Annotated in this window: 19 protein-coding genes; 10 read left to right on the top strand and 9 right to left on the bottom strand. The window is 75.3% G+C overall.

What is annotated here, in order from left to right; all coding sequences use genetic code 11:
• Positions 1-65: 65 nt before the first annotated feature.
• Positions 66-3,383: an ATP-dependent DNA helicase gene (locus ABZ497_RS04050; RefSeq protein ID WP_359803261.1), complete on the bottom strand. Its 3,318-nt coding sequence runs from the start codon at positions 3,381-3,383 to the stop codon at positions 66-68.
• Positions 3,384-3,496: 113 nt separating this feature from the next.
• Positions 3,497-3,841, bottom strand: a complete 345-nt coding sequence (locus ABZ497_RS04055) for an MGMT family protein (protein ID WP_359803263.1) — start codon at positions 3,839-3,841, stop codon at positions 3,497-3,499.
• Between the two features lie 134 nt (positions 3,842-3,975).
• Here ABZ497_RS04055 and ABZ497_RS04060 point away from each other — a divergent pair, with 134 nt between their 5' ends.
• Positions 3,976-6,807 (top strand): lysylphosphatidylglycerol synthase transmembrane domain-containing protein, encoded by a 2,832-nt coding sequence (locus ABZ497_RS04060; protein ID WP_359803264.1) that lies wholly within the window; start codon positions 3,976-3,978, stop codon positions 6,805-6,807.
• Positions 6,808-6,866: 59 nt separating this feature from the next.
• On the opposite strand, the gene moeZ is transcribed toward ABZ497_RS04060, so the two are convergent.
• The 5 genes from moeZ to ABZ497_RS04085 form a co-directional block, all read right to left on the bottom strand.
• The gene (gene moeZ / locus ABZ497_RS04065) at positions 6,867-8,045 is read right to left on the bottom strand and encodes an adenylyltransferase/sulfurtransferase MoeZ (protein ID WP_329489492.1); all 1,179 of its coding nucleotides are present in this window, start codon (positions 8,043-8,045) and stop codon (positions 6,867-6,869) included.
• 264 nt (positions 8,046-8,309) lie between these two features.
• On the bottom strand, positions 8,310-9,323 hold the full coding sequence (locus ABZ497_RS04070; RefSeq protein ID WP_359803266.1) for an NAD-dependent epimerase/dehydratase family protein: 1,014 nt from the start codon (positions 9,321-9,323) through the stop codon (positions 8,310-8,312).
• Positions 9,324-9,412: 89 nt separating this feature from the next.
• Positions 9,413-10,561 (bottom strand): hypothetical protein, encoded by a 1,149-nt coding sequence (locus ABZ497_RS04075; protein ID WP_359803267.1) that lies wholly within the window; start codon positions 10,559-10,561, stop codon positions 9,413-9,415.
• Entirely contained in the window at positions 10,561-12,189 is a 1,629-nt protein-coding gene (locus tag ABZ497_RS04080) for a DUF3492 domain-containing protein (RefSeq protein WP_359803269.1), read from the bottom strand. Before ABZ497_RS04080 ends, ABZ497_RS04075 begins: the two co-directional genes overlap by 1 nt.
• Before the next feature lie 365 nt (positions 12,190-12,554).
• Complete coding sequence (locus ABZ497_RS04085) at positions 12,555-13,478, bottom strand: alpha/beta hydrolase (RefSeq protein ID WP_359803271.1); 924 nt, start codon at positions 13,476-13,478, stop codon at positions 12,555-12,557.
• Between the two features lie 207 nt (positions 13,479-13,685).
• Here ABZ497_RS04085 and ABZ497_RS04090 point away from each other — a divergent pair, with 207 nt between their 5' ends.
• From ABZ497_RS04090 to ABZ497_RS04100, 3 genes are all read left to right on the top strand, one after another.
• Entirely contained in the window at positions 13,686-14,348 is a 663-nt protein-coding gene (locus ABZ497_RS04090) for a TetR/AcrR family transcriptional regulator (RefSeq protein WP_329489487.1), read from the top strand.
• 131 nt (positions 14,349-14,479) lie between these two features.
• Complete coding sequence (locus ABZ497_RS04095) at positions 14,480-14,707, top strand: DUF3107 domain-containing protein (protein WP_329489486.1); 228 nt, start codon at positions 14,480-14,482, stop codon at positions 14,705-14,707.
• A 125-nt stretch (positions 14,708-14,832) separates the two neighbouring features.
• Positions 14,833-15,150: a hypothetical protein gene (locus tag ABZ497_RS04100; RefSeq protein ID WP_329489485.1), complete on the top strand. Its 318-nt coding sequence runs from the start codon at positions 14,833-14,835 to the stop codon at positions 15,148-15,150.
• Between the two features lie 23 nt (positions 15,151-15,173).
• Here the strand turns inward: ABZ497_RS04100 and ABZ497_RS04105 are convergent, their stop codons facing one another.
• Positions 15,174-15,902, bottom strand: a complete 729-nt coding sequence (locus ABZ497_RS04105; protein WP_329489484.1) for a ferritin-like fold-containing protein — start codon at positions 15,900-15,902, stop codon at positions 15,174-15,176.
• A 714-nt stretch (positions 15,903-16,616) separates the two neighbouring features.
• Here ABZ497_RS04105 and ABZ497_RS04110 point away from each other — a divergent pair.
• The 5 genes from ABZ497_RS04110 to ABZ497_RS04130 all read left to right on the top strand — a co-directional run bounded on the left by ABZ497_RS04110 (position 16,617) and on the right by ABZ497_RS04130 (position 21,767).
• Entirely contained in the window at positions 16,617-18,374 is a 1,758-nt protein-coding gene (locus ABZ497_RS04110) for a DEAD/DEAH box helicase (protein WP_359803273.1), read from the top strand.
• 144 nt (positions 18,375-18,518) lie between these two features.
• Complete coding sequence (locus ABZ497_RS04115; protein ID WP_359803274.1) at positions 18,519-19,406, top strand: alpha/beta hydrolase; 888 nt, start codon at positions 18,519-18,521, stop codon at positions 19,404-19,406.
• A gap of 335 nt (positions 19,407-19,741) precedes the next feature.
• Positions 19,742-19,888, top strand: coding sequence for a hypothetical protein (locus ABZ497_RS04120; RefSeq protein ID WP_329489482.1), 147 nt, complete (start codon positions 19,742-19,744; stop codon positions 19,886-19,888).
• A gap of 316 nt (positions 19,889-20,204) precedes the next feature.
• Entirely contained in the window at positions 20,205-20,843 is a 639-nt protein-coding gene (locus tag ABZ497_RS04125) for a DUF6758 family protein (protein WP_359803276.1), read from the top strand.
• Between the two features lie 63 nt (positions 20,844-20,906).
• A complete protein-coding gene (locus ABZ497_RS04130) occupies positions 20,907-21,767 on the top strand; it encodes a PHP domain-containing protein (RefSeq protein WP_359803278.1) in 861 nt (286 codons plus the stop codon).
• Positions 21,768-21,879: 112 nt separating this feature from the next.
• On the opposite strand, the gene ABZ497_RS04135 is transcribed toward ABZ497_RS04130, so the two are convergent.
• A complete protein-coding gene (locus ABZ497_RS04135; RefSeq protein ID WP_359803279.1) occupies positions 21,880-22,527 on the bottom strand; it encodes a suppressor of fused domain protein in 648 nt (215 codons plus the stop codon).
• 454 nt (positions 22,528-22,981) lie between these two features.
• Here ABZ497_RS04135 and corA point away from each other — a divergent pair, with 454 nt between their 5' ends.
• Positions 22,982-24,106 carry a magnesium/cobalt transporter CorA gene (corA, locus tag ABZ497_RS04140; RefSeq protein ID WP_329489478.1) on the top strand — a complete coding sequence of 375 codons (1,125 nt, stop codon included), beginning with the start codon at positions 22,982-22,984 and terminating at the stop codon, positions 24,104-24,106.
• Positions 24,107-24,109: the final 3 nt, after the last annotated feature.

Below are 24,109 nucleotides of genomic sequence, written 5' to 3' on the forward strand. Positions count from 1 at the left end.
ACGGGCACCGCCGACAGTCCGGGCCCCTCGCCCGGCCCGCTGTGGCCACCCCCACACCGCGGCGCTCACTCCACCACCTGGGCGCCGTCACGCTGGGCCGAGCAGCTGCGACGGAAGGTGCAGCGGTCGCAGCCGCCGCCGGTCCGCGGCACGAAGCGCTCGGCGAGGACCCGCCCGGCGGCGTCGGCCAGCAGGTTCTCGATCCACGGCTCGCCGTCCGGCGGGTCCTGGCGCTGCACCTTGGGCGCCTCCGGGGCGCCCTTGTCGGGCTTGCGCAGCTGCACCAGCTCGGCCCCGCCGGAGTCGGGGACCCGGCCCTCGAACCCGGGCAGCTCGTTGAGCGCCCCTGCCCGGACGGCGAGCTGGTAGACCGCGAGCTGCTTGTGCTCGGGCAGCGACTTGTCGGTCGGCGCCTCCTTGCCGGTCTTGAAGTCCACCACGTAGGCCCGCCCGGCGTCGTCCTTCTCCACCCGGTCCATCGAGCCGCGGATCCGCACCGAGACGCCGCCGACGTCCAACGTGACGTCGAAGCCGTGCTCGGTGGCGACCACGTCGCGGCCGCGTTGCAGGACGTGCCAGTTCAGGAAGCGCTCCAGGGCGGCCCGGGCCTCGGTCTTCTCCTGCTGGGACTTCCAGGGCGCGTCGAAGGCCAGCGCGTCCCAGACCGTGTCCAGCCGCTCCATCAGCACGGCGAGGTCGGCGGGGGTACGGCCGGAGCCGACCTCGTCGGCGAGGGCGTGCACCACGTTGCCGAAGCCCTGGGCGGCCGAACCGGCGCCGCGCGCCTTGACCTCCTTGTCCAGGAACCACTGCAGCGAGCAGTTCTCCAGCTGCTCCAGGCCGCTGCCGGAGAGCCGGACCGGCAGATCGGCGCTGCGCAGCGGCTCGGGGGCGGCGGTGGCGTCGTCCAGGCCCCACCAGCGGTCCGGGTGGGCGGCCGGCACCAGCGGCAGGCCGTCCTCGTCGGCGGCCAGCGCCAGGGTGGCGAGCCGCTCGGCGGCGGCGCGGCGCAGCTCGGGCGACCGGGCCGGGTCGACGGTGACCGCGCGCAGCTCGGCGACCAGCGCGGGGACGGACAGCGGGCGGCGCGGGCGGTGGGTGACGTCCTCGACGGTGACCGGCGGGGTCCGGCGCAGCACCTTGCCGGTCCGCGGGTCGACGTCCTCGCGGTAGAGCTCGCGCAGGAAGCGGGACGGCTCGTCGCCGTCGTCGGCAGGGGCCTTGACGGCAGTGACGATCAGCCGCTCCTTGGCGCGGGTGGCGGCGACGTAGAAGAGCCGGCGCTCCTCGCCGAGCAGGGCGGCCGGGGAGAGCGGCTCGGCCAGGCCGTCGCGGCCGATCCGGTCGGCCTCCAGCAGCGAGCCGCGGCGGCGCAGGTCGGGCCAGAGGCCGTCCTGGACGCCGGCCACCACGACCACCCGCCACTCCAGGCCCTTGGAGCGGTGCGCGGTCATCAGCCGGACGGCGTCCGGGCGGACGGCCCGCACGGTGAGGGTGTCGGCCGCGATGTCCTGGGCCTCCAGCTCGGCGAGCAGGTCGAGGGCGCTGCGGTGGCCGGTGACCTGCTCCTCGGCGCGGGCGGCGGTCTCGAACAGGGCGCAGAGCGCGTCGAGGTCCCGGTCGGCGTTGCGGCCGGCCGCGCCGCCGCGCAGCGCCGCCCGCTCCAGGCGCTCGCGCCAGCGCCGGCTGCCGTCCCAGAGCTCCCAGAGCGCGTCCTCCGCGGTGCAGCCGCCGGCCAGCCGCTCGCGGACCTTGCGCAGCAGGGTGCCGAGGTCGCGGGCGCGCCGGGCGTGCGAGGGGTCGAGGGCGATCAGCCGCTCGGGCTCGGCGAGGGCCTCGCGGATCAGCTCCTCGGCCGCGCGGGGCACGGCCGCCGCCCGGCCGTCGGCGCGCAGCGCGGCACGCTCCTCCTCGCGCAGGGCGCGTCCGAGGCGGCGCAGGTCGGAGCCGTCCAGGCCGCCGAGCGGGCCGGTGAGCAGGGTGTGCGCGAGCTCGGTGGTGAGCGGGTCGGGGCCGGCGGCGCGGTCGTGCTTGTCCCGGGCGGCCTGCTCGGCGCAGACCCGCAGGGCGACCAGCAGCTGGGCGACGGCGGGCTCCTCGCGCAGCGGCAGGTCGTCACCGTCGATCTCCAGCGGGACGCCGGCCGCGCTGAGCGCCCGCCGCACCCCGGGGATGGACCGGCCGCCGGCCCGGACCAGGACGGCCATCTCGCCCCACGGCACGCCGTCCTCCAGGTGGGCGCGGCGCAGCAGGTCGGCGATCGAGTCCAGTTCGGTGCCCGGGGTCGGGTAGGTGTACACCTCGACCCGGCCGCCCTCGCGGGACGGCAGCAGGGCCCGGTGCTGGGCGAGCTTGTCGGCCGGCAGCCGGCCCATCGGCATCCGCCGGGCCAGCTCGCGGGAGGCGGCGAGCAGTACGGCGCCGGAGCGGCGGGAGACCCGCAGCACCTTGACCTCGGCTGGGCCGCCGCCGGCCTGCCGGAAGGTCTGCGGGAACTCCAGGATGCCGTTGATGTCGGCGCCGCGGAACGCGTAGATCGACTGGTCCGGATCCCCGACGGCGACCAGCTCCCGCCCGCCGCCGGCGAGCTGGCGCAGCAGCCGGACCTGCGAGGGGTCGGTGTCCTGGTACTCGTCGACGAAGACCACCTCGTAGCGCTGCCGCAGCCGCTCGCCCACCTCGGGGCGCTCGGCCAGCAGCACCGCGCGGTGGACCAGCTCGGCGTAGTCGAGCACCCCGCGCAGGTCCAGGACGTCCAGGTAGTCGGCCAGGAAGTGGGCGGCGGCCGCCCAGTCGGGGCGCTGCACGCCCTCGGCGAACCGCCGCAGCTCGGCCTCGCCGAGGCCGAGCTCCCGGCTGCGGGCGAGCACGGCGCGGACCTCGTCGGCGAAGCCGCGGGTGGTCAGGCAGGCCCGGAGGTCGAGCGGCCAGTCGATCCGGCCCCGGCCCCCGCGGGCGTCCTCGGCGCCGCCGGCCAGCAGCTCGCGGACCATGACGTCCTGCTCGGGGCCGGAGAGCAGCCGCAGCGGCTCGGCGTAGTCCTGAGGGTCCTGGTGGGCCCGGAGCAGCGCGTAGCAGAAGGAGTGGAAGGTGGTGGCCTGCGGGGCGGGGGCGGAGGCCCCGAGCCGGCCGGACATCCGGTCGCGCAGTTCCATCGCGGCCTTGCGGCTGAAGGTCAGCACCAGGATCCGCTCGGGGTCGGTGCCGCGCTCGATCCGCCGGGCGACGGCCTCCACCAGCGTGGTGGTCTTGCCGGTCCCGGGCCCGGCGAGCACCAGCAGCGGGCCGCCCGCGTGCTCCACCACGGCGCGCTGGTAGTCGTCCAGCACGGGCGGGGCGGGGAGCGCGAGGGGGCTTCGCACCAGACGGTAGGGGGAGCTCACGGACGTCCTGGGGGTCGTGCTTCGGGCAACGGCGGACGGGCCCGCGGCGGGGCCCGTCCGTATCGAGCCTACGATCCTGCCCCGTCATTCCCGTCCTCGCACCCGGTTCGGCGCTACCGGCCGTCCCAGCGGGCCCGCTTCAGGTCGACCCGGGGCGGGTCGGCGAGTTCGCGCAGCGGGGTGCCCTCCTCGCCGTACCGGGCGAGGGCGCGGTGCTCGTGTCCGGGCAGGAACCGGCCGTCCGCGCGGACCACCCGCCACCAGGGCACCGAGCCGCCGTACAGGGCCATCACCCGGCCGACCTGGCGGGGGCCGCCCTGGCCGAGGTACTCGGCAACGTCTCCGTAGGTCATCACCCGGCCGGGTGGAATCCGCTCGGTCAGGTCGAGAACCAGTTCGGCGAAGGGCGGCAGGCCGCCCGGTCCGGCGTCGTCGGTAGCGTCCGTCACCTGCGGCATTCTTCCTCACCGGCCCGGGCGCGCGGCACGGTAAGCATGATCCGCCGCGCCCGATCCGGCCCCTGTCCAGCACGGGGCGCCGCGGCATGCCACCATCTTCGGGGCGGTGAGTGGTGATACGAGGACAAGACCAGATGACCGGGACGGCTGACGTGGGCGAGGGCGAGGACTCCGACGAGTCTTCCGACACCATGCCCGCAGGCCCCGGTGAAGAGCCCGCCGCCACGCCGACACCCGAAGTCTCCCTGATCAAGGACCGGACGATCAAGACCCCGCAGCCGACCGAACCCGGGGCCGTCCCCGGGACCGAGGCGCCCGGACCGGCCCCGGCCGGCGTCCCGGCCCAGCAGCCCGAGCCGCCCGCCGTCCCCGAGCCGTCCCCGGCGGCCGAGGAGCCGCCCCCGGTACCCGAGGAGCCCTTCCTGGTACCCGAGGGACAGGAGCGGCCGCAGGAGCACGCCGGGTACGAGGGGTACGACCCGCTGGACGACACCCCCTACCTGGACGTCGACGAACCGCTGCTCGCCGCCCGCGCGCACCGCCCGTCGGACCTGATCCGCTTCCTGGCCGGCGTCCTCGGCATAGTCGCCGTGTTCGTCCTGGCCGGGGTGGCGACCTCGACCACCACCGGCATCGAGCTGGACATCGCCTCCAACGCGCCGCGCTTCTCCCCGGTGCTCGCCACCATCACCGGCCTGGTCTCCAGCGTCGCGGTGCTCGCCGTCCCGCTCGCCTTCGCGGTCGAGCGCCTGATCAAACGCGACGGCCTTCGGGTCGCCGACGGCGTCCTCGCCTCGGTGCTCTCCTACGGCGTCTCGCTGGGCATCGACTGGTGGGTGGCCGAAGGCGCCTCCGAGCACATCCGGGACGCCCTCACCCGGCTGCCGATGGACAGCAACGGCACCCTCACCGACCCGGTGCACGGCTATCTGGCGCCGGTGATCGCCTACATGACCGCGGTCGGCATGTCGAGCCGGCCGCGCTGGCGGGTCGCCCTCTGGGTGGTGGTGGTCTTCAGCGGGCTCACCGAGCTGCTCGGCGGCTACACCACCCCGCTGTCCCTGCTGCTCACCGTGCTGATCGGCTGGTCCGTCGCGTACGGCACGCTGTACGCGATCGGCTCGCCCAACATCCGACCCACCGGCCAGCACCTGATGATCGGCCTGCGCAAGGTCGGCTTCACCCCGGCCAGCGCCCACCGCGCCCCCGACGCCCCCGGCGGCACCCGCCGCTACTACGTCGGCCAGCAGGGCGGCCCGCCGCTGGACGTCCACATCATCGACCGCGAGCAGCAGGCCTCCGGCTTCTTCTACCGCGCCTGGCGGCGGCTGCGGCTGCGCTCGGTGGCCGTCCGCCGCAGCCCGCAGTCGCTGCGCCAGGCGCTGGAGCAGGAGGCGTTGATCGCCTACGCGGCCGCCGCCTCGGGCGCCCGCTCGCCGCAGCTGGTGGCCACCTCCGAACTGGGCCCGGACGCCGCGATCCTGGTCTACGAGAACGTCGAGGGCCGCACCCTGGACGACCTCTCGGACGAGGAGGTCACCGACCGGGTGATGGCCTCGCTCTGGGAGTCCGTCGCCGCCCTGCACGAGCGCCGGATCGCGCACCGCCGGCTGACCGGCGAGTCGCTGCTGGTGGTCGACGAGAAGGCAGCCTGCCTGGTCAACCTCTCCGGCGGCGACATCGCCGCCACCGATCTGACGCTGCGCATCGACGTCGCCCAGCTGCTCACCACCTTCGCCCTGCGGATCGGCCCGGAGCGGGCGGTCGCGACCGCCAACGCCGTCCTCGGCGCCGAGCGGGTCGCGCAGGCGCTGCCGCTGCTGCAGCCGGTCGGGTTGAGCCGCTCGACCAGGGTCGACCTGAAGAAGCTCACCAAGGAGCGCAAGACCGCCGCCCGGGCCCAGGCGCTGGAGCAGGTCGCCGCCGGCGAGCGCACCCAGCAGCAGGCCGAGGAGGACATCGCGGTCGCCGGGGAGGACCTGCTCAGCCGGATCCGCGGCCAGATCCTCCAGATCGCCCCCGAGGCGCCGACCGAGACGGCCAAGCTGGAGCGGCTGAAGCCGAAGAGCCTGATCATGGTGATCGCGCTCACCTTCGCCGCCTACCTCGCGCTGACCACCATCAAGCCGGCCCAGCTCAAGCTCTCCCAGATGGACTGGGCCTGGGCGGCCGTGGCGCTCGCCGCCGCCGCGTTCAGCTACGTCGCCGCCTCGATGAGCCTGACCGGCTTCGTCCCGGAGAAGCTGCCGTTCCGCCGCACCGTGGCGGCCCAGCTGGCCGGCTCCTTCGTCAAGCTGGTGGCGCCGGCCGCGATCGGCGGCATCGCGCTGAACACCCGCTACCTGCAGAAGGCCGGGATCCGCTCCGGGCAGGCGGTCGCCTCGGTCGGCGCGTCCCAACTGGCCGGCCTGGCCGGGCACCTGCTGCTGCTGTTCAGCTTCGGCCTGATCACCGGCAGCCAGACCAACGGGGACCTCTCGGCCTCCCGCGCGGTGATCATCGGCGTGCTGACCGCCGCCGTGCTCGCCCTGGTGGTCGCGGCCGTCTCGCCGCTGCGGCGGTTCGTGCTGAACCGGCTGCGCTCGCTGTTCTTCGGCGTGGTGCCGCGGATGCTCGACCTGATGCAGACGCCCAGCAAGCTGGTCACCGGCTTCGGCGGGATCCTGCTGCTGACGCTCTCCTTCACCGCCTGCCTGGACGCCTCGGTGCAGGCCTTCGGCGGCAGCATCAGCTTCTCGGCGGTCGCGGTGGTCTTCCTGACCGCCAACGCGGCCGGCTCGGCCATCCCCACCCCCGGCGGCATCGGCCCGGTCGAGGTCGCCCTGATCGGTGCGCTCACCGTCGCCGACGTGCCCCCGACGATCGCCACCCCGGCGGTCTTCCTCTACCGGGCGCTCACCTTCTGGCTGCCCGTGCTACCCGGCTGGATCTCCTACAACATGCTCCAGCGCAAGGGCGCCCTGTAGGGCCCCCGGGACGCGGGAAGGGCCCGCCGGATCGCTCCGGCGGGCCCTTCCGGCGTCTGCTAGTAGACCGGCTTGTGCGGCTCGACCTGGTTCACCCAGCCGAGCACGCCGCCGCCGAGGTGGACGGCGTTGGAGAACCCGGCCGCCTTCACCACGGCCAGCACCTCGGCCGAGCGGACGCCCGACTTGCAGTGCAGGACGATCTTCCGGTCCTGCGGCAGCGACTCCAGCGCGTTGCCCATCAGGAACTCGTTCTTCGGGATCAGCACCGCGCCGGGGATGTTGACGATCTCGTACTCGCCGGGCTCGCGGACGTCGATCAGGAAGATGTCCTCCTTGTCGTCCTGCCACTGCTTGAGCTGCTTCGAGGTGATCGTCGAACCGGCGGCGGCGGCCTGGGCCTCCTCCGACACGACGCCGCAGAAGGCCTCGTAGTCGATCAGCTCGGTGACCGTCGGGTTCTCGCCGCACAGCGCGCAGTTCGGGTCCTTGCGGACCTTCACCTGGCGGTAGTTCATCTCCAGGGCGTCGTAGATCATCAGCCGGCCGACCAGCGGCTCGCCGACACCGGCCAGCAGCTTGATCGCCTCGGTGACCTGGATCGAGCCGATGGACGCGCAGAGCACGCCCAGCACGCCGCCCTCGGCGCAGGACGGGACCATGCCCGCCGGCGGGGCCTCGGGGTAGAGGCAGCGGTAGCACGGGCCGTGCTCGGCCCAGAACACGCTGGCCTGGCCGTCGAAGCGGTAGATCGAGCCCCACACGTAGGGCTTGCCGAGCAGCACCGCGGCGTCGTTCACCAGGTACCGGGTGGCGAAGTTGTCGGTGCCGTCGACGATCAGGTCGTAGCCGGAGAAGATCTCCATCACGTTGTCGTTGTCGAGGCGCTCCTCGTGGAGGATCACGTCCACGTAGGGGTTGATCTCCTTGACGGAGTCCCGCGCCGACTCGCCCTTGGAGCGGCCGATGTCCGACTGGCCGTGGATGATCTGCCGCTGCAGGTTGGACTCGTCCACCACGTCGAACTCGACGATGCCGAGCGTGCCCACGCCGGCGGCGGCGAGGTACATCAGCGCGGGCGAGCCCAGGCCGCCGGCGCCGACGCACAGCACCTTGGCGTTCTTCAGCCGCTTCTGCCCGGCCATGCCCACGTCGGGGATGATCAGGTGGCGGGAGTACCTGCGGACCTCGTCGACGGTGAGCTCGGCGGCCGGCTCGACCAGGGGTGGCAGCGACACGGGGACTCCGATGGTCGTCGGTTCAGGTGGCCAGGGGCCGACCTCTAGTGGCTTCACGCTCCGCCACCGCGGTGGCTCAGCTAGGCCAACAGTGTCATGCCGCCCCGGTATTCCGAGACAGCCCGTCCGACTGGCGAGACAGCCGGCCTCGGATACTGGGACCGCCCACCGGAGCCCCCGGGGGCGGCGGACGACGGGCGCCCGGGAGCGCCGCGGCCCGCCTCAGCGGGGCCGTCGCGCGCCCGGGCACCACGGGCCGGCGGGTCAGACCCGGCAGGCCGTCTCCAGCCAGACGTCGCCCAGCGACTCCTCCAGCGGCACCTGTGTCCGCCAGCCGAGACGATCCCGGGCGGTCCGCACGTCCGCCTGGCGCCACGGCACCGGCTCGCCCGCCGGGCCCCGCCCCTCGGCCGGCCGTGCCTCCGCGGGCCGGTGGTACGGGCCGCCGTGCTGGCCCGCGTGCCGGTCCGCGTGCCGGTCGACGTGCTCGACCGGCCCGCCGGCCTGCGCGGGGAGCAGCACCGGCCGGTTCTCCTCCACGATCGCCCCCTCGAAGCCCGAGGCCCGGACCAGCAGCTGGGCCGCCTCGCGGGCCCGGACGGCGTGCCCGCTGCCGATGTTGATGACCCCGGTGGCCGCCGACACCGCCGCCGCCTGGATCGCCCGGGCGACGTCCCGGACGTCGACGAAATCCCGGTATCCGGACAGGTCCGGCATCCGCACCTGCGACTCCTCGCGCTCCAGCGCCCGGCGCAGCCCCTCGGCGAGCCGCCCGAACAGCGAGGCCGTCGGCGCCCCCGGCCCCACCACGTCGAACACCCGGAGCACCGCCGCGTCCAGCCCGGAGGCCAGCACCAGCTCCGTCCCGGCGAGCTTGGAGACCCCGTACGGGCCGACCGGACGCGGCTCGGCGCCCTCCGAGACCGGGACCCCGCCCGGCACCGGCCCGTACTCGGCCGCCGAGCCGACGTGCACCAGCCGGGCCGGCTCCCGGCTGCGCCGGATCGCCTCGCAGACCGTGGCGACGGCCAGCGTGTTCGCCCGGATCAGCGTCCGCGAGCTGCCGTAGGTGGCGCCCGCGCAGTTGATCACCACCTGGGGCGCGACCGCGTCCAGGAACCGGGCGAGCGCGCCCGGACTCCCGGTGGTCAGGTCGAAGCGGATGTCGGCCGAGTCGCGCCGGCCGAGCACCGTCACCTGCAACTCCTGGTCCACGAGCAGACGATCGGTGACCCGGCGGCCGATAAAGCCGTCGGCGCCCAGCAGCAGCACCCTCATCGGGGGTGTCCTTCCACGAAGCGAGGTCGGGTACGACCTGGCGGACAGAGTGAACAACGGGGAGGTCGAACGGTTCGGTGGGGCCGGGCTCAGCGGTGCGTGTCGGCCCGGCCGAGCAGCGGCCAGGCGTACGCCAGCAGGGCGAGCGCGACCGCGCCTCCGCCGAGCAGCCAGGCCGTCGGCGCGGAGCGGCCCAGGAGGAGCGGCGCCGCGACGGCGGTCGGCCCGGCGAGCGCGCCCAGCGCGGCGGCGCCGGTCCGGCCGGACCGGGCCAGCAGCGCGGGCAGCACCAGCAGCAGCCCGAGCACACCCTGCGCCGCCCACTGGGCGGGGTCGGCCCGCTCGGCCACCAGGTGGGGCAGTCCGCCGCCGTGGCCCGGCCCGGGCCGGGGCGCCACGGCCGTCAGCACCGCGAGGGCGGCGAAGGTCAGGACCGCGAGGACGGCCAGGTGCAGGGCGACGGCCACCGGCAGCACCGGCCGCATCCGGGCCCGGAACTCGGCGAGGGTGCCCGCCACGCACAGGTGGCCGCGGGCGATGTGCCGGAACCAGCGCGCCGCCCACTCGGCCGACCCGGCCGACAGCGCCGCGGCCAGCACCAGCGCGGCCGTCACCCGGGTGTCCCCGGTGCCGGACGCCCCGAACCCGGCGCCGACCCCGGCCAGCGGGAGCAGCAGCAGGGCGGCCACCCCGCACCCGTGGCCCAGCCCGGCCGGCCGCAACCGCCGGGCCCGCGGGCCGGGGCCCCCGGCGGACGGTCCGAGCCCGGCGTCCGGCAGGTCGACGGCCGGGGCGCCGGCCGCGGCCCGGTCGGCCCGCCCGGAGGCGGACACCGCCGGCCCCAGCGCGAGCACGGCGGCGGCCGGCAGCAGCACCGGCCACCGACCGGCCGCCCCGACGGCCGCCCCGACCGGTGGCACGGCCAGCGCCGCCGCCCGGAGCGCCGCACCCCACCGGCGCGGCCGGTGCCCGTCCGGCACCGCCGCCGGGTCCGGCGGCGGACGGCGCGGCACCCGGGCGTACAGCTCGTCGGCGAGCGAGAACAGATCGGCGTGCCGGCAGCGCGCGGCCGTCTCCGGCCCGCAGCCCGCCTCCTCCAGCCCGGCGGCGATCTCCAGCGGATCGACGGCCCGCTCGCAGAGCTCCCGGTGCTCCGCCATCACCTCCCGGACCGGATCGCCGAAGACTCCGGGCCCCGTGGCCGGGCCGCTGCCGGCGACCGGCGCGCCGCCGGCCATCAGAGGGCCTCCGCGAGTGCGCCGGGCCGCTCGGACGCCTCGCCCGCGTCCTCGTCCACGCCCTCGCCCTGCCCCGCGCCGACCGGCTGCCCGGTGCCGGCGCCGTCCCGGCGGTCGGCCAGCCAGTACTCGGCGGGCCGGGCGAACGGACGGGGCCGCTCGGCGGCCGCACCACCGGACCGGGCCGCCGGGAAGGCCGGCCACTGCGAGACCAGCTCCAGGTAGATCTCCCGGAACGCGCCGATCACCGGTTCCACGGCGAAGCGTTCCTGCGCCCGCAACCGGCCCGCCAGCCCCAGCCGGGCCCGCCGCTCCGGGTCGCGCAGCAGGGCCAGACAGGCGCCCGCCAGTGCCCGCGGGTCGCGCGGCGGGACGAGCAGTCCGGTCGGGCCCACCACCTCCCGGGCCACCCCGACGTCCGTCGAGACCACCGCCCGGCCGCTCAGCATCGCGTCGGCCAGCAGCCGGGGGCCGCGCTGCGAGAGCGCCGAGAAGACCACCACCGTGCCGCTCTCCCAGGCCGCCGCCACCGAGTCGGGCCGCCCGGCGAACTCCACCGCCCCGGCCACCCCCAGCCGGTCGGCCACCGCCTCGCAGTGCGCCCGGTAGCCCGGGACGGCCTCCTCGCCGTGGATCACCAGCCGGGCCGCGGGCAGCTCGGCGCGGACCCGCGCGAAGGCGTGCAGCATCAGCTCGGTGTCCCGGCCCGGCTCGAGCGCGCCCGCCCAGGCCAGCGTCGGCGCGGCCGGCTCCGGGCCGGCCGCGGCCCGGGCCACCGCCGGAGTGCCCTCGTGGACCACCCTGGTCCGCGCCGGGTCGGCGCCGCAGCGGCGCTGCCACCGCTGGTCGTGGGCGCTGCCGGGGGTCAGTATCGCGGCCTGCCGGTACGTCTCCTCGGTGAGCGAGCGGAAGAAGGAGAGCAGCAGGGCCCGGACCGGCCAGCGGTAGGGCGCCTCGCGGTAGCCGAGGTACTGCTCGCGCAGGTGCAGCCCGTGCTCGGTGACCACGAACGGCACCCCGTGCAGCCGCTTGGCCACCAGCGCCGGCAGCGCCGCCGGACCGCCGCCGACCACGTGGCAGAGGTCGGCCGAGCCGAGGCCGCCCGGCCCGGCGCCGTACCAGGGGGCCGAGAGCGGGCGCAGGCACTGCTCCAGCAGGTCCGCCGCGACCAGCACGTCACGGACCAGCGGCTGCCCGGCCGTGGTGTCGGCGCCGGGCGAGCGCCAGACCCGCTCCAGGGTGCGCCGGGCGGCGGCGGAGGCCAGGAACGCGGACAGGCCGCCGTCCTCCCGGGCGAGCGCCGCCAGCCGGTACAGCCCCGCCCCGAACGAGGCCCGCTCGCCCGGCATCACCAGGGCCCGGACCAGTTCCTCGTACGCCCGGGCGTACTGGCGTCCGCGCAGCGCGCCGGGCAGCCGGCCGGCCGGGCGGCGCCCCCACAGCGCCAGCTCGTGCACCGCCGGCCAGCGCCCCCGCGGGCACTCGGCGATGCCCGAACCGGCCGCGCCGGCCAGGACGAACAGCTCGAAGTCGTGCTCGGCGAGACCCTCCACCAGCCGGGCGCACCAGCCGCCGACGCCGTGTCCGGGGTGCGGACGGGCACCCTCGGTGAGCAGTGCAACGCGCACGGGAGACCTCCAGAACAGAACGGGACGACGGATGGCTGGAGCGGCTCGATCGGCACCCGGGCGCCCCGTGCGGGCACGGGTGCGGCCCGGGCGGAGGAGTCCGGTCGGCCGGAAGCACCGCGGCCCGGGCCGGCGGTCGCACCACCGGCTCCCTGCGTGCGGCCGCCCTCCGGCTCCTCCGGCGGCCGCCACTCCCCCACACCTGTTCGGTCCGCCAGCAGAAAGGTAGGACCGGGCCCCGGCCCTCCATCGGTCACATGCCTGGTTGCCACCTGAACGAGTGAACCGGCGTGACCTCGCCCCGGAGCGGGGCGTTACCGCCCGTCCGTCCCCACGCCCCCGCCGGGGCCGCTCCGCACCGCCGCTCAGCCCCGCGCCAGCAGCTCCCGCACCGCCCGGGCCACCCGCTCCGGGTGCTCCATCATCGCCACGTGCCCGGAGTCCGGCAGCACCAGCAGCCGGGCGTCCCCGAACGCCGCGCAGGCCCGCCGCGCCGAGCGGTACGAGACCAGCTTGTCGCGCAGCCCGTACACCAGCAGCGTGGGCGCCGTGACCCGCTCCGCCTGCCGCCAGAGCGCCTGCTCGCCCCGCTCGGTGTACGCCGAGACGATCCCGCGGGCCGAGCCGGTCAGCGCCCGCATCGCGTGCGGCACCGCGGTCCGCCGCCGGTACTCGGCCACCGCCTCGGCCCGGGCCGCCGGCGAGAGGCTCCGCGGATCCCCGTAGACCAGCCGCAGCAGCCCCTCGGTGGCGTCCTCCGGGCTGCGGCCGTTCGACGGCAGCCGGCCCAGCAGGGCGGGCAGGCCGGGCACCGCGAGCAGCCCGGTCGGCCAGGCGGTTCGCTGCGGTGGCAGCTCGGGCAGCGCGGGCGAGATCAGCGTCAGGCTGCGCACCAGATCGGGCCGGAGCGCGGCGAGCCGGACGGCGACGGCGCCGCCGAGCGAGTTCCCGAAGAGGTGCACCGGGCCGCGGCCGGTCTTCTCCAGGTAGCCGGTCACCGCGCGCACGTGCCCGGACACGGAGAGGTCGCCGTCGGCGGGCGGCGCCGAGTACCCGAAGCCGGGCAGGTCCACCGCCTCGCCGTCGACGAGGCCGGCCAGCCGGTCCATCAGCGCCGTCCAGTTGGCCGCCGAGCCGCCGAGTCCGTGCACGAAGAGTGCCTGCTCCCGGCCGTCGGCGGCCCCGCCGCCGGGCCGGTGCACCGCCAGTTCCGCACCGGCGGCGCCGACCGTCCGGACCCCCGCGGGATCCCCAGCCTCCGTACGTACCCGCTGCTCGGCGCCGCTCATGGTGGACGATGGTAGTGAGCCGCGGGTGCACCGGGGCCGTCCCAGCTCTTGTCGCACCACTGCCGTCGCCGGTGGTCAGCGCCGTATTGTGGGCTCCTGACAAGGGGGCTCGGTGCTTTTCTCACGCTCGCCAAGCGCGAACGCGGTTACCGAAAAGTAGAATCGGTCATCTTGCCAGCCCCGAAAACCCGTGAAGTGAGGAGCGCCGTGACGGCCATCCAGGAGGCGCAGGAGCGCCCGCGCGGTGCCCGCCTGCCGCGAAGCGCCCGCCGTGAACAACTGCTCGGTGCCGCCCAGGAGGTGTTTGTCGCGCAGGGCTACCACGCGGCCGCCATGGACGACATCGCCGACCGCGCCGGGGTCAGCAAGCCGGTGCTGTACCAGCACTTCCCCGGGAAGCTGGAGCTCTACCTGGCGCTGCTGGACAAGCACTGCGACGCCCTGGTCGACTCGACCCGCGAGGCGCTCGCGGCGACCACCGACAACAAGCACCGGGTGGCCGCGACGATGGAGGCGTACTTCAACTACGTCTCCAGCGAGTCCGGTGCCTTCCGGCTGGTCTTCGAGTCGGACCTGACCAACGAACCGGCCGTCCGCGAGCGGGTGGAGCGGGCCTCGGACGCCAGCGCGACCCTGGTCAGCAAGGTCATCCAGGAGGACACCGACCTCCCCGAGGCCGAGTCCAAGCTGCTCGCCGCCGGCGTCTGCGGCCTGGCCCAGATCACCGCCCGCTACTGGCTCTCCCAGGGCCTGGAGATCCCCCGCGACGAAGCCGTCCGGCTGGTCGCCAGCCTGGCCTGGCGCGGTCTGAAGGGCTTCCCGATGCACCCCGCCGCCGAGGCCGCCGAGGCGCAGGCCGCCGACCAGTGATCCGCCGACCTTCGCCAGGGCACTGATCCGGTGCTCTATGGTGAAGCCGTACGGCGCGATCACCACGAACGCTTGTCCCAGGCGGTCCGGTGACCGCGCGTGGCTGGCTGCAACCCGGAGGGACGGAAGTCGTGGAGGTCAAGATCGGCGTGCAGAACGCGCCGCGCGAGATCGTGATCGAGAGCTCGCAGACCGCCGATGAGGTCGAGAGCGCGATCGCCAAGGCGCTGGAGGGCCCCTCGAAGCTCTTCGCGCTGACCGACGAGCACGGCCGCCGCGTCATCGTCCCGGCCGAGCGCCTGGCGTACGTGGAGATCGGCGAGCAGGCCGCCCGCAAGGTCGGGTTCGGCACGCTCTGAGCTGCTTCGTGGTGCCCCGTTCCCCGCCCGGGGAACGGGGCACCACTGCGTGTACGGCCGGGTGGACCGGGGTACGGCGACAAGTGCGGCCGTCCGGAGCCGCCCACCGCACCGGGGAGGCACCCTTGCTGGTCGAGTCGATCGCCTTCGCCCTCGTCGGCCTGATCGTCGGGGCCACCGCGCTGCTGGCCCTGCCGGCGTACTTCCCGGCCGGCCGGGGGCTGACGCTCGGGACGGCGCTGGTGTCGGCCCTGCTCAGCGGGGTGATCACGCACTTCACGCTGGACGGCCGGGTCCCGGCGGCCAGCATCGGCATCGCGGCGGTCGCCTCGGCACTGCTCACCTCGGTGCTGGCCCGGCCCGACCTCGCGGCCGGGCGCCAGCCCGCCCACCGGCACCGCCCGCACCGGGCGGGCGCGCACCGCCGGCAGCGGCACGCCTGAGCCCGCCGGCCCGGCCGGGCAGCTCAGGAGGCGAGCCCCAGCGCGGCCATCCGCTTGGTGTGCGCCTCGGTGATCCGGTTGAACATCTTGCCGACCTCGACCAGGTCGAAGCCCTGCACCTGGACGCCGCCGACCAGCAGGTTGGAGAGCGCGTCGCGCTCGGCGACCACCCGCTGGGCCTGGCTCAGCGCCTCCCCCATCAGCCGCCGGCCCCAGAGCGCCAGCCGGCCGCCCGAGCGCGGGTCGGCCTCGATGGCCTGCCGCACCTTGTCGACCGCGAACTGGGCGTGCCCGGTGTCCGACATCACGCCGAGGACCAGGTCCCGGGTGTCGTCGTCGAGCCGCACGGCCACCTCGCGGTAGAAGTCCGTCGCGATCGCGTCGCCGACGTAGGCCTTGACCAGGCCCTCCAGCCAGTCCGAGGGCGCCGTCATCCGGTGGAACAGCTCCAGCGGCTCGACGAACGGCCGCATCGCCTCCTGCGGGTCCGCGCCGACCTCCGCGAGCCGGTCGTGCAGCCGCTGGTAGTGCTGGAACTCGGCGGAGGCCATCCGGGCCAGCTCGGCCTTGTCGGCGAGGCCCGGCGCGAGCTTGGCGTCCTCGGCGAGCCGCTCGAAGGCGCTCAGCTCGCCGTACGCGAGGGCGCCGAGCAGGTCCAGCACGGCCGCCCGGTAGCCCGGATCGGCCGAGCAGCTCGCCCAGTCCCCGATCGAGCCGGCCGTGTCGTCCTGCGTCTCACCATGGGTCTCCATGACCTGCCACCTTAGTCCGGCGCGGCCCCCCGCACACGCGCGGCGGCCCCCGGCACCCGCTCCGCGACCGGTGCGCGGGGAGCCCGGCGCGGGGCCGGCGCGACGGTCCGGTGCGGGCGATGTCAGACGCGTCACGTGTTCGAGTCGTCGCGTGACTGTATGGTGGTAGCGAGGTCCGTAGTGCTCGCACGGTGTCACCGCCGTCTCGGTGCGCCGGGCAAGCCCGCTTCGTAGCGACACCGTCCGGCAGGACGTGCCCGCACCGGAAGCCGGGCACTCACGTACGCGGATGCCCGGTCGGAGAGCCGATCGGCTCCGACCATGGCTTGGACTTCAAGCCTTGGCACCGCATCAGTGGCCGAGCGAGGGCCGCCGAGACCGCGCCGCACGGCGCAAGGTCCCGCGCAGGTCCCTCAAGGGAATCCTCCCCGACGCCGCCGTGACCGCGCCCCTCACCGGGCCCCGCGGACCGGCCGGCCGCAGGGACCGGCGCGGTTGTGCGTCCACGCAGCTGTAGCAGGGCCGTCCAGGCCCGTACGCAGCAGCGCGGCTGCCCGCCCGCCGCTCGTTCTCGGCCCTCCACACGGAAGAGGCAGCACCCTGTCCACCAACGCTGAACCCATCAAGACCACTTTCCGGGACCTGGGGATCCTCCCGGAGACGGCCGAGGCCCTGGAGGCCGTCGGCATCATCCACCCCTTCCCCATCCAGGAGATGACCCTCCCGGTCGCGCTGACCGGCCACGACGTCATCGGCCAGGCCAAGACCGGCACCGGCAAGACCCTCGGTTTCGGCCTCCCGCTGATCGAGCGGGTCGTCGTCCGGGCCGACGTCGACGCCGGCCGGGGCACCGAGGAGCAGCTCCACGAGGCCCCGCAGGCGCTGATCGTCGTCCCGACCCGCGAGCTCTGCACCCAGGTCACCAACGACCTGCAGACCGCCGGCAAGGTCCGCAACGTGCGCGTGCTCGCCGTCTACGGCGGCCGGGCCTACGAGCCGCAGGTCGAGGCGCTCAAGAAGGGCGTCGACATCGTGGTCGGCACCCCGGGCCGCCTGCTGGACCTGGCCGGGCAGAAGAAGCTGGACCTCTCGCGGGTCCGCTCGCTCGTCCTGGACGAGGCCGACGAGATGCTCGACCTGGGCTTCCTGCCCGACGTCGAGAAGATCCTGACCATGCTGCCGGCCAAGCGGCAGACGCTGCTGTTCTCGGCCACCATGCCGGGCCAGGTCATCAGCCTCGCCCGCCGGTACATGAACCAGCCGACCCACATCCGCGCCGCCGCGCCGGACGACACGGGCACCACCGTGGCCAACACCGAGCAGCACATCTTCCGTGCGCACTCGCTGGACAAGGTCGAGCTCGTCTCGCGCATCCTGCAGGCCGACGGCCGCGGGCTGGCGATGATCTTCTGCCGCACCAAGCGCACCGCGGCCGACGTCGCGGACCAGCTGACCCAGCGCGGCTTCGCGGCCGGCGCCGTCCACGGCGACCTCGGCCAGGGCGCCCGCGAGCAGGCCCTGCGGGCCTTCCGCAACGGCAAGGTCGACGTCCTGGTCTGCACCGACGTCGCGGCCCGCGGCATCGACGTCGAGGGCGTGACGCACGTCGTCAACTACCAGTGCCCCGAGGACGAGAAGACCTACCTGCACCGGATCGGCCGGACCGGCCGCGCCGGCGCCTCCGGCACCGCCGTCACCCTGGTCGACTGGGACGACATCCCGCGCTGGCAGCTGATCAACAAGGCGCTGGACCTATCGTTCAACGCGCCGGAGGAGACCTACTCCACCTCGCCGCACCTGTTCGAGCTGCTGAAGATCGCCAAGGGCACCACCGGTGTGCTTCCGCGTTCCGAGCGGACCCGGGCCGGGCTGGGCGCTGAGGAGGTCGAGGACCTCGGCGAGACCGGCGGTCGCGGGGCCCGCTCGGCGCCCGGTCGCGCCCCCAAGGGCGGCCGGGCCGGTGGCGGCCGGGGCGCCGCCCCCGTCGCCGAGGCGGCCGAGGAGAAGCCCGCCCGCCGGGCCCGCGAGCGCCGTCGCACCCGCGGCGGTTCCACGGTCGAGGGTGACGCCGTGCTCGACGCGACCACCGAGGCCGTCGCCGCGGTCGACGCCCCGGCGGCTCCGGCCGTCGAGGGCGCCGAGGGCGAGGGCGCGGCCCCGCGCCGCCGCCGTCGCCGTCCCCGCGCCGCCGCCGGCGAGACCGCCGTCGACGCGGTGACCGAGGCGCCCGCCGCGGTCGCCGAGGCCGCCGCTCCGGCCGCCGCCGTGCAGACCGCGGAGAAGTCCGAGGGGAAGCCGGCCGTGAAGCGGACCCGTTCGCGGGCCAAGGCGACGACGGCCGAGCCGGTCGCCGAGGCCGCCGCGGCCCCCGAGGCCGGCGCGGACGCCCCGGCCGAGGCCGCGGCCCCGCGTCGTCGGGCCCGTACCCGCCGCCCGGCGGCTGCCGCCCCCGAGGCGGCCCCGGAGAGCTGATCCGGTCACGCACCACGCGCAGGGGGCGACCCCGTCCGGCCACCGGGCGGCGTCGCCCCCTGCGGCGTTTCCACCCGGCTACGCTCGGCGTCACCGGCGCCAGTCGCCCCGCCGCACCGCACCCGCGCACGCAGGAGATCGCCCATGAGCACGCCGCCGTTCCTCACCCTCCCCCGCTGCGCGCGCGCCCTGCGGGTGCCGACGGCGCGCGGGGAGTTCGCCGCGCTGCGGGCGGAGCCGGCCGGCGCGGTCCGCGGGACGGCCCTGCTCGTGCCCGGGTTCACCGGCAGCAAGGAGGACTTCATCGCGCTCCTGGAGCCGCTCGCCGCGGCCGGCTACCGGGTGACCGCGGTCGACCAGCGCGGCCAGTACGAGAGCGGCGGCCCCGACGATCCGGCCGCCTACGCGGTCGACGCCCTGGGGGCGGACGTCCGGGCGCTCTCCGAGGTGCTCGCCGAGGGCGACGCGCCGCTCCACCTGCTCGGCCACTCCTTCGGCGGCCAGGTGGCTCGGGAGGCCGTCCTGGCGGCGGCCGCCGACGGTCCGCTGCCGTGGAGCTCGCTGACCCTGATGTCCACCGGGCCCGCCTCGATCGAGCCCGCCGAGGCGGAGCGGACCAAGCTGCTGATCGGCGTGCTGCCGTCGATGAGCCTGGAGGAGATCTGGCAGGTGCTCCAGCAGATGGAGCAGCAGGCGGAGCAGACCGGCGGCGACCGGGCCCGCCGCCCCGCCCCCGAGGTCGCGGAGTTCCTGCACCGCCGCTGGGTGGCCAACGTGCCGCAGGCGCTCGCCACCACCGGCGCCCATCTGATCGCCGCGCCCGACCGGGTGGACGAGCTGGCCGCGACCGCGGCCGCGCTGCCCGCCCTGGTGCTCTCCGGGGTCCGGGACTACGCCTGGCCGGTGCCGGAGCAGACCCGGATGGCCGAGCGGCTGGGGGCCCGCCGCGTGGTGATCGAGGACGCCGGCCACTCCCCCAACGCCGAACGGCCGGAGGCCACGGCCGAGGCCCTGCTGGCCTTCTGGGGCTGAGCCCGGACCACCCCCGGGGCGGGGCGCCGGCGCCCCGCCCCGGGAAGTCCCACGACAAAAGTCGTTAGTTGCGGTAATATTTGATTCTGTCCGGGAATCATCGTCGGGGTCGACGCTGGCGACAATCCGCCGAAACCTGGGCTTTACGGACGGGCAACGGCCCGGTAGCAGCACCACGAGACAGTGGTTCACGAGGTACCAGACGCACTTGGCAAGCAGGGGGAGCCCCTTTGCCTCAGCAGACCGTCGACCGTTCGATCCGACAGACCGCGAAAGGGCTGATACCCACTCAGCCACGACCGCCCCGCCCGCCGGGGCAAGAGAAGGAGAGGCCCATGCGCTTCGAGATCGTCCGGCTGGACGACGCCCACGGCACCGCCACCGACCGCGTGATCGCCGACGCCGAGACCGTCCGCGAACTCGTCCAGGCCGCCGCCCGCACCGGCGAGCGCCTGCTCATCCGTCCGTGCCCGACCGTCTGACCCAGCGCGGCGCCTCCGACCGGGAGCCCTCACCCGCCGCCGAAGAGCCGGGAGCGTCCGATCCCGACGTTCCGATACCCGACTGACGCCCCGTCACCGCGATCGCCGTTGACGGGGCGTCAGTGCGTCCGGCCCGGCCCACCCGGAGCGGCACCGACGTTTGCCACCGGCCGCCGCTGGACATTCCCTAGCGGGAACCGCCCGCAGCGCGCCCGCCCGGCGCCGAACGGGTGTCCGCACCGACAGGTACCGCCGCGCCCTCCGTACGGGTGATCGTCCTTGACGCGGCGGTCCGGAGGGAGGAGCGTTGTCGGCTATGAGGGGCGAGCCTAGCTGCCCGAGGTGCGCCGGTCGGGTCCGCGCCCCCGGTCTGTTCTCAGACACCTGGCAGTGCGACCGGCACGGAGCGGTGCACCCGATGCAGCCCGTGCTGCCCCCGAGCGTGGAGGCGCTCGGCGTGGCCGTCGCCCGTTCCCAGGTCCCCGTCTGGCTGCCCTGGCCGCTCCCGGTCGGCTGGCTCTACACCGGCATCGCGCACGTCGGCGACGACGTCTCGGGCGCCCGGGCCACCGCGGTCGCCTGCTCCGGACCGGCGCCGCTGGGCGGCTTCGGAGAGCTGGTGCTGGTCGCCGAGGAGCTGGGCGTGGGGCTCGGCGCCCGGTACGCGGGCCTGTCCGGGCCGGACCCGGGCGAGTCCGTCTCGCTCTACAAGCCCGCCGACGCCAAGCTGATGGCGGCCGGGCGGCCCACCCCGATGTTCCACGTCCCGGACGCGCCCGCCGATCGCGCGGTGTTCGTCGGCGAGGCCCGCGGCCTCTGGCTCTGGGCGGTCGCCTGGCCCGAGCAGTCCGCCCTGGTGATGTACGACGAGCTCGTCCTCACGGATCTGCGCGAGGCCGGCGCCGAGCTGGGCCTGCTGCCCTGCGGCGCGCTCTCCCCCCAGCTGCTGGCCTGACGGCCCGCCGGGCGCCCGCACTATCCTGGGCGGCACCCGCCGCCCACCCCAGGAGCCGACCCCGTGCGCATCGACCTGCACGCCCACAGCAACGCGTCCGACGGCACCGACAGCCCGGCCGAGCTGGTCGCGGCGGCCGCCGCCGCGGGCCTGGACGTGGTGGCGCTCACCGACCACGACACGGTGGCCGGCCACGCCGAGGCCGCCGAGGCGGTCCGCGCGCTGCCCTCCGGCACCCGGCTGAGCCTCGTCCCGGGCGCCGAGCTGTCCTGCGCGGTGGACGGCATCAGCCTGCACCTGCTGGCCTACCTCTTCGACCCGGCCGAGCCGGCCTTCGCCGGCGAGCGCGAGCTGGTGCGCACCGACCGGTTCCGCCGCGGGCGGGCCGTCGTCGAGCGCTGCCGCGTGCTGGGCGCCGACATCAGCTGGGAGCAGGTCCAGCGGATCGCCGGCACCGGCTCGGTCGGCCGGCCGCACATCGCCAGCGCGCTGGTCGAGGCGGGGGTGGTGGCCACCGTCTCCGACGCCTTCACCCCGCAATGGCTGGCCAACGGCGGCCGGGCGGACGTCCGCAAGCACGAGACCGACCCGGCCGAGGCCGTCCGGCTGGTCCGCGCGGCGGGCGGGGTGCCGGTCTTCGCCCACCCGGGCGCGGTCAAGCGCGGGCGGACCGTCTCCGACCAGGTGATCGCGGACCTCGCGGCGGCCGGGCTCGCCGCGCTGGAGGTCGACCACATCGACCACGACGAACCCACCAGGGCCCGGCTGCGCGGACTGGCCGCCGACCTCGGCCTGCTGACCACCGGTTCCAGCGACTACCACGGCACCCGCAAGAGCGTCCGGCTCGGCGAGCACACCACCGACCCCGGCGTCTACGAGGCGCTGCTGGCCCAGGCCACCGGCGCGAAGCCGATCGAGGGCTGAGCCCACCCGGGCCGGACGCGCGGGCGTGCGGGAGCACACCGCCGGGCCCAGCGGGGGCCGCGCGCCCCCACTGCGGCGGGCGCCGGGCCCTGCGGACCCCGGTGACCGGGCGTCAGTCCAGCGGCACCCCGCGGCGGTCGGCGTCGCGCAGATCGGTGCCGTGCTTCAGCCAGCGCTCCTCCAGCGCGGCCGCGCCGTGCACCCGCTTCCAGCCGGCCTCGTTGGGCGTCATCGGCAGCAGCGGGAGGAAGCGCACCGGGTCGGCCGGCTCGTCGAGCTCCAGGTCGGGCACCAGACCGCCCGGTTCGGCGGCCAGCACCGAGGTGAACGGCGCGCCGTCCCAGAGCGGGGAGCCGAGGTCCAGCGAGCCGCCGGGGGCCAGCACCAGGCCCTCCACCTGCGGCGTCGCGGCGAAGGTGGCCAGGGTGCGGAGCACGGTGTCGCGGGCCCCACGGATCGTCAGCAGCAGTTCGGCGCGGGGGCCGCGGACCTGGTCGGCGACCGGCGCGGTCGGGTCCGCCATCGGCGCGGCGGCCATCCCGAGCGTGGCGTAGCGGACCAGCCCCTCGGTGTCCGGACCGAAGCGCAGCACCTCGATCCGGTCCGCGCCGAGGAAGGTGACCGCGGCGCGGCCGCTCGGCTCGCCGAAGGTGGTCAGCAGCCGGGCCTCGACGGCGGCCAGCACGGCCTCCCGGGAGAGGCCGGCCGGGTCGTGGGAGCCGCCGGAGGGGTCACCGAAGAGCGGGAAGTCGTGCGCCATGCCGGTGAGCGTAACCGGTGCGGCCGCGGAGCCGGCAGGACCACCGGGAGAACGTCGCAGCGACGATGCCCGGTCAGATGTTAGTGTGAGCGACTGGCCACCGGGGATCCTCTCTCCGGGGCAGCGGCGTGAAGGAGGTGGTTGCGGTGGATACCAGCCGACCATGCAGTACCGGCAGCTCTACCCGGCCCGGACGCCTTCCCCGTACCCCTCGCCTCGCAGGCTGAAACAGCGGCACCAGTAGCCGATCGGCAGCCGCGTTCTTCGAGACGGACCCAGGCGAAGTCGGCCCCGGCCGGGAGAGCACCCTCACCGGCGTCCGGTCGTTCCAGCGCGAGCCCCAGCAAGGCCGAGGACCGACCGCAGGCGTCATTCCACCGGTGTTCCATGCCGTCGCACCACGGCCATCCGCCACCGTGCCGCCGTGCGGCGGCTCCTGCCCAGGGAGCCTGCCATGTCGATGATCAACAGCCTGCGCGCAGCCGTCCGCACCAACCGCCGCCGTTCCGCGAGCGGCCTGTTCGACTCGATCCACCCGGGCCAGTCCGCCTCCGCGGTGGTGGACTGCGCGGTGTACCAGTCCGGCAAGCGGCACGGCGAGAGCTGCAGCCCGCGCGAGGCGGCCCGCCGGGTGAAGGCCTCGCAGCAACTGCCGGACGGCGCGGCATCGTTCAGCTGGATCGGACTGCACGAGCCGACCGAGGCCGAGTTCGAGGGCATCGCGCAGCGCTTCGGCCTGCACCCGCTGGCGGTCGAGGACGCCGTCCACGCGCACCAGCGGCCGAAGGTCGAGCGGTACGACGACGTGCTGTTCGCCGTCTTCAAGACGATCCGCTACGTCGAGCACGACCAGCTCACCCCGACCAGCGAGGTGGTCGAGACCGGCGAGCTGATGGTCTTCGCAGGGCGGGACTTCGTCATCACCGTCCGGCACGGCGGGCACAGTTCGCTGCAGGAGCTGCGGCACCGGCTGGAGGCCGACGCGGACGGTTCCGGGCTGCTGGCCAAGGGCCCCTCCGCGGTGCTGCACGCCATCGCCGACCACGTGGTGGACAACTACCTGCTGGTCGCCGACCGGCTCCAGACGGACGTCGACGAGATCGAGTTCGACGTCTTCTCCAACAAGGGCGGCCGGGGCACCGACGTCGGCCGGGTCTACCAGCTCAAGCGCGAGGTCCTGGAGTTCAAGCGCGCGGTGACACCGCTGCTGCGGCCCATGCAGCAGCTCTCCGAGCCGCTCCAGCGGCTGGTCGACCCGGACATCCAGAAGTACTTCCGGGATGTCGCCGACCACCTCGCCCGGGTCACCGAGCAGGTGCACGGCTTCGACGAGCTGCTGAACTCGCTGCTCCAGGCCAACCTGGCCCAGGTGTCGGTCGCGCAGAACGAGGACATGCGCAAGATCACCGCCTGGGCGGCGATCTTCGCCGTGCCCACCATGATCACCGGCGTCTACGGCATGAACTTCGACTACATGCCGGAGCTGCACCACGAGTACGGCTACCCGATGGTGCTCGGCAGCGTCGTCCTGATCTGCATCGGGATGTACCGCGGCTTCCGCCGCAACGGCTGGCTGTAGCCG

The sequence above is a fragment of the Kitasatospora sp. NPDC005751 genome (assembly GCF_040630835.1).
Taxonomy (GTDB): Bacteria; Actinomycetota; Actinomycetes; order Streptomycetales; family Streptomycetaceae; genus Kitasatospora.

Excerpts from the sequence above, each read along its gene's own strand:
- ABZ497_RS04055 (WP_359803263.1), bottom strand. The coding sequence starts at position 3,841 with ATGCCGCAGGTGACGGACGCTACCGACGACGCCGGACCGGGCGGCCTG.
- ABZ497_RS04060 (WP_359803264.1), top strand. The coding sequence starts at position 3,976 with ATGACCGGGACGGCTGACGTGGGCGAGGGCGAGGACTCCGACGAGTCT.
- ABZ497_RS04070 (WP_359803266.1), bottom strand. The coding sequence starts at position 9,323 with ATGAGGGTGCTGCTGCTGGGCGCCGACGGCTTTATCGGCCGCCGGGTC.
- ABZ497_RS04075 (WP_359803267.1), bottom strand. The coding sequence starts at position 10,561 with ATGGCCGGCGGCGCGCCGGTCGCCGGCAGCGGCCCGGCCACGGGGCCC.
- ABZ497_RS04085 (WP_359803271.1), bottom strand. The coding sequence starts at position 13,478 with ATGAGCGGCGCCGAGCAGCGGGTACGTACGGAGGCTGGGGATCCCGCG.
- ABZ497_RS04105 (WP_329489484.1), bottom strand. The coding sequence starts at position 15,902 with ATGGAGACCCATGGTGAGACGCAGGACGACACGGCCGGCTCGATCGGG.
- ABZ497_RS04110 (WP_359803273.1), top strand. The coding sequence starts at position 16,617 with ATGACCCTCCCGGTCGCGCTGACCGGCCACGACGTCATCGGCCAGGCC.
- ABZ497_RS04115 (WP_359803274.1), top strand. The coding sequence starts at position 18,519 with ATGAGCACGCCGCCGTTCCTCACCCTCCCCCGCTGCGCGCGCGCCCTG.
- ABZ497_RS04120 (WP_329489482.1), top strand. The coding sequence starts at position 19,742 with ATGCGCTTCGAGATCGTCCGGCTGGACGACGCCCACGGCACCGCCACC.
- ABZ497_RS04125 (WP_359803276.1), top strand. The coding sequence starts at position 20,205 with ATGAGGGGCGAGCCTAGCTGCCCGAGGTGCGCCGGTCGGGTCCGCGCC.
- ABZ497_RS04135 (WP_359803279.1), bottom strand. The coding sequence starts at position 22,527 with ATGGCGCACGACTTCCCGCTCTTCGGTGACCCCTCCGGCGGCTCCCAC.
- corA (WP_329489478.1), top strand. The coding sequence starts at position 22,982 with ATGTCGATGATCAACAGCCTGCGCGCAGCCGTCCGCACCAACCGCCGC.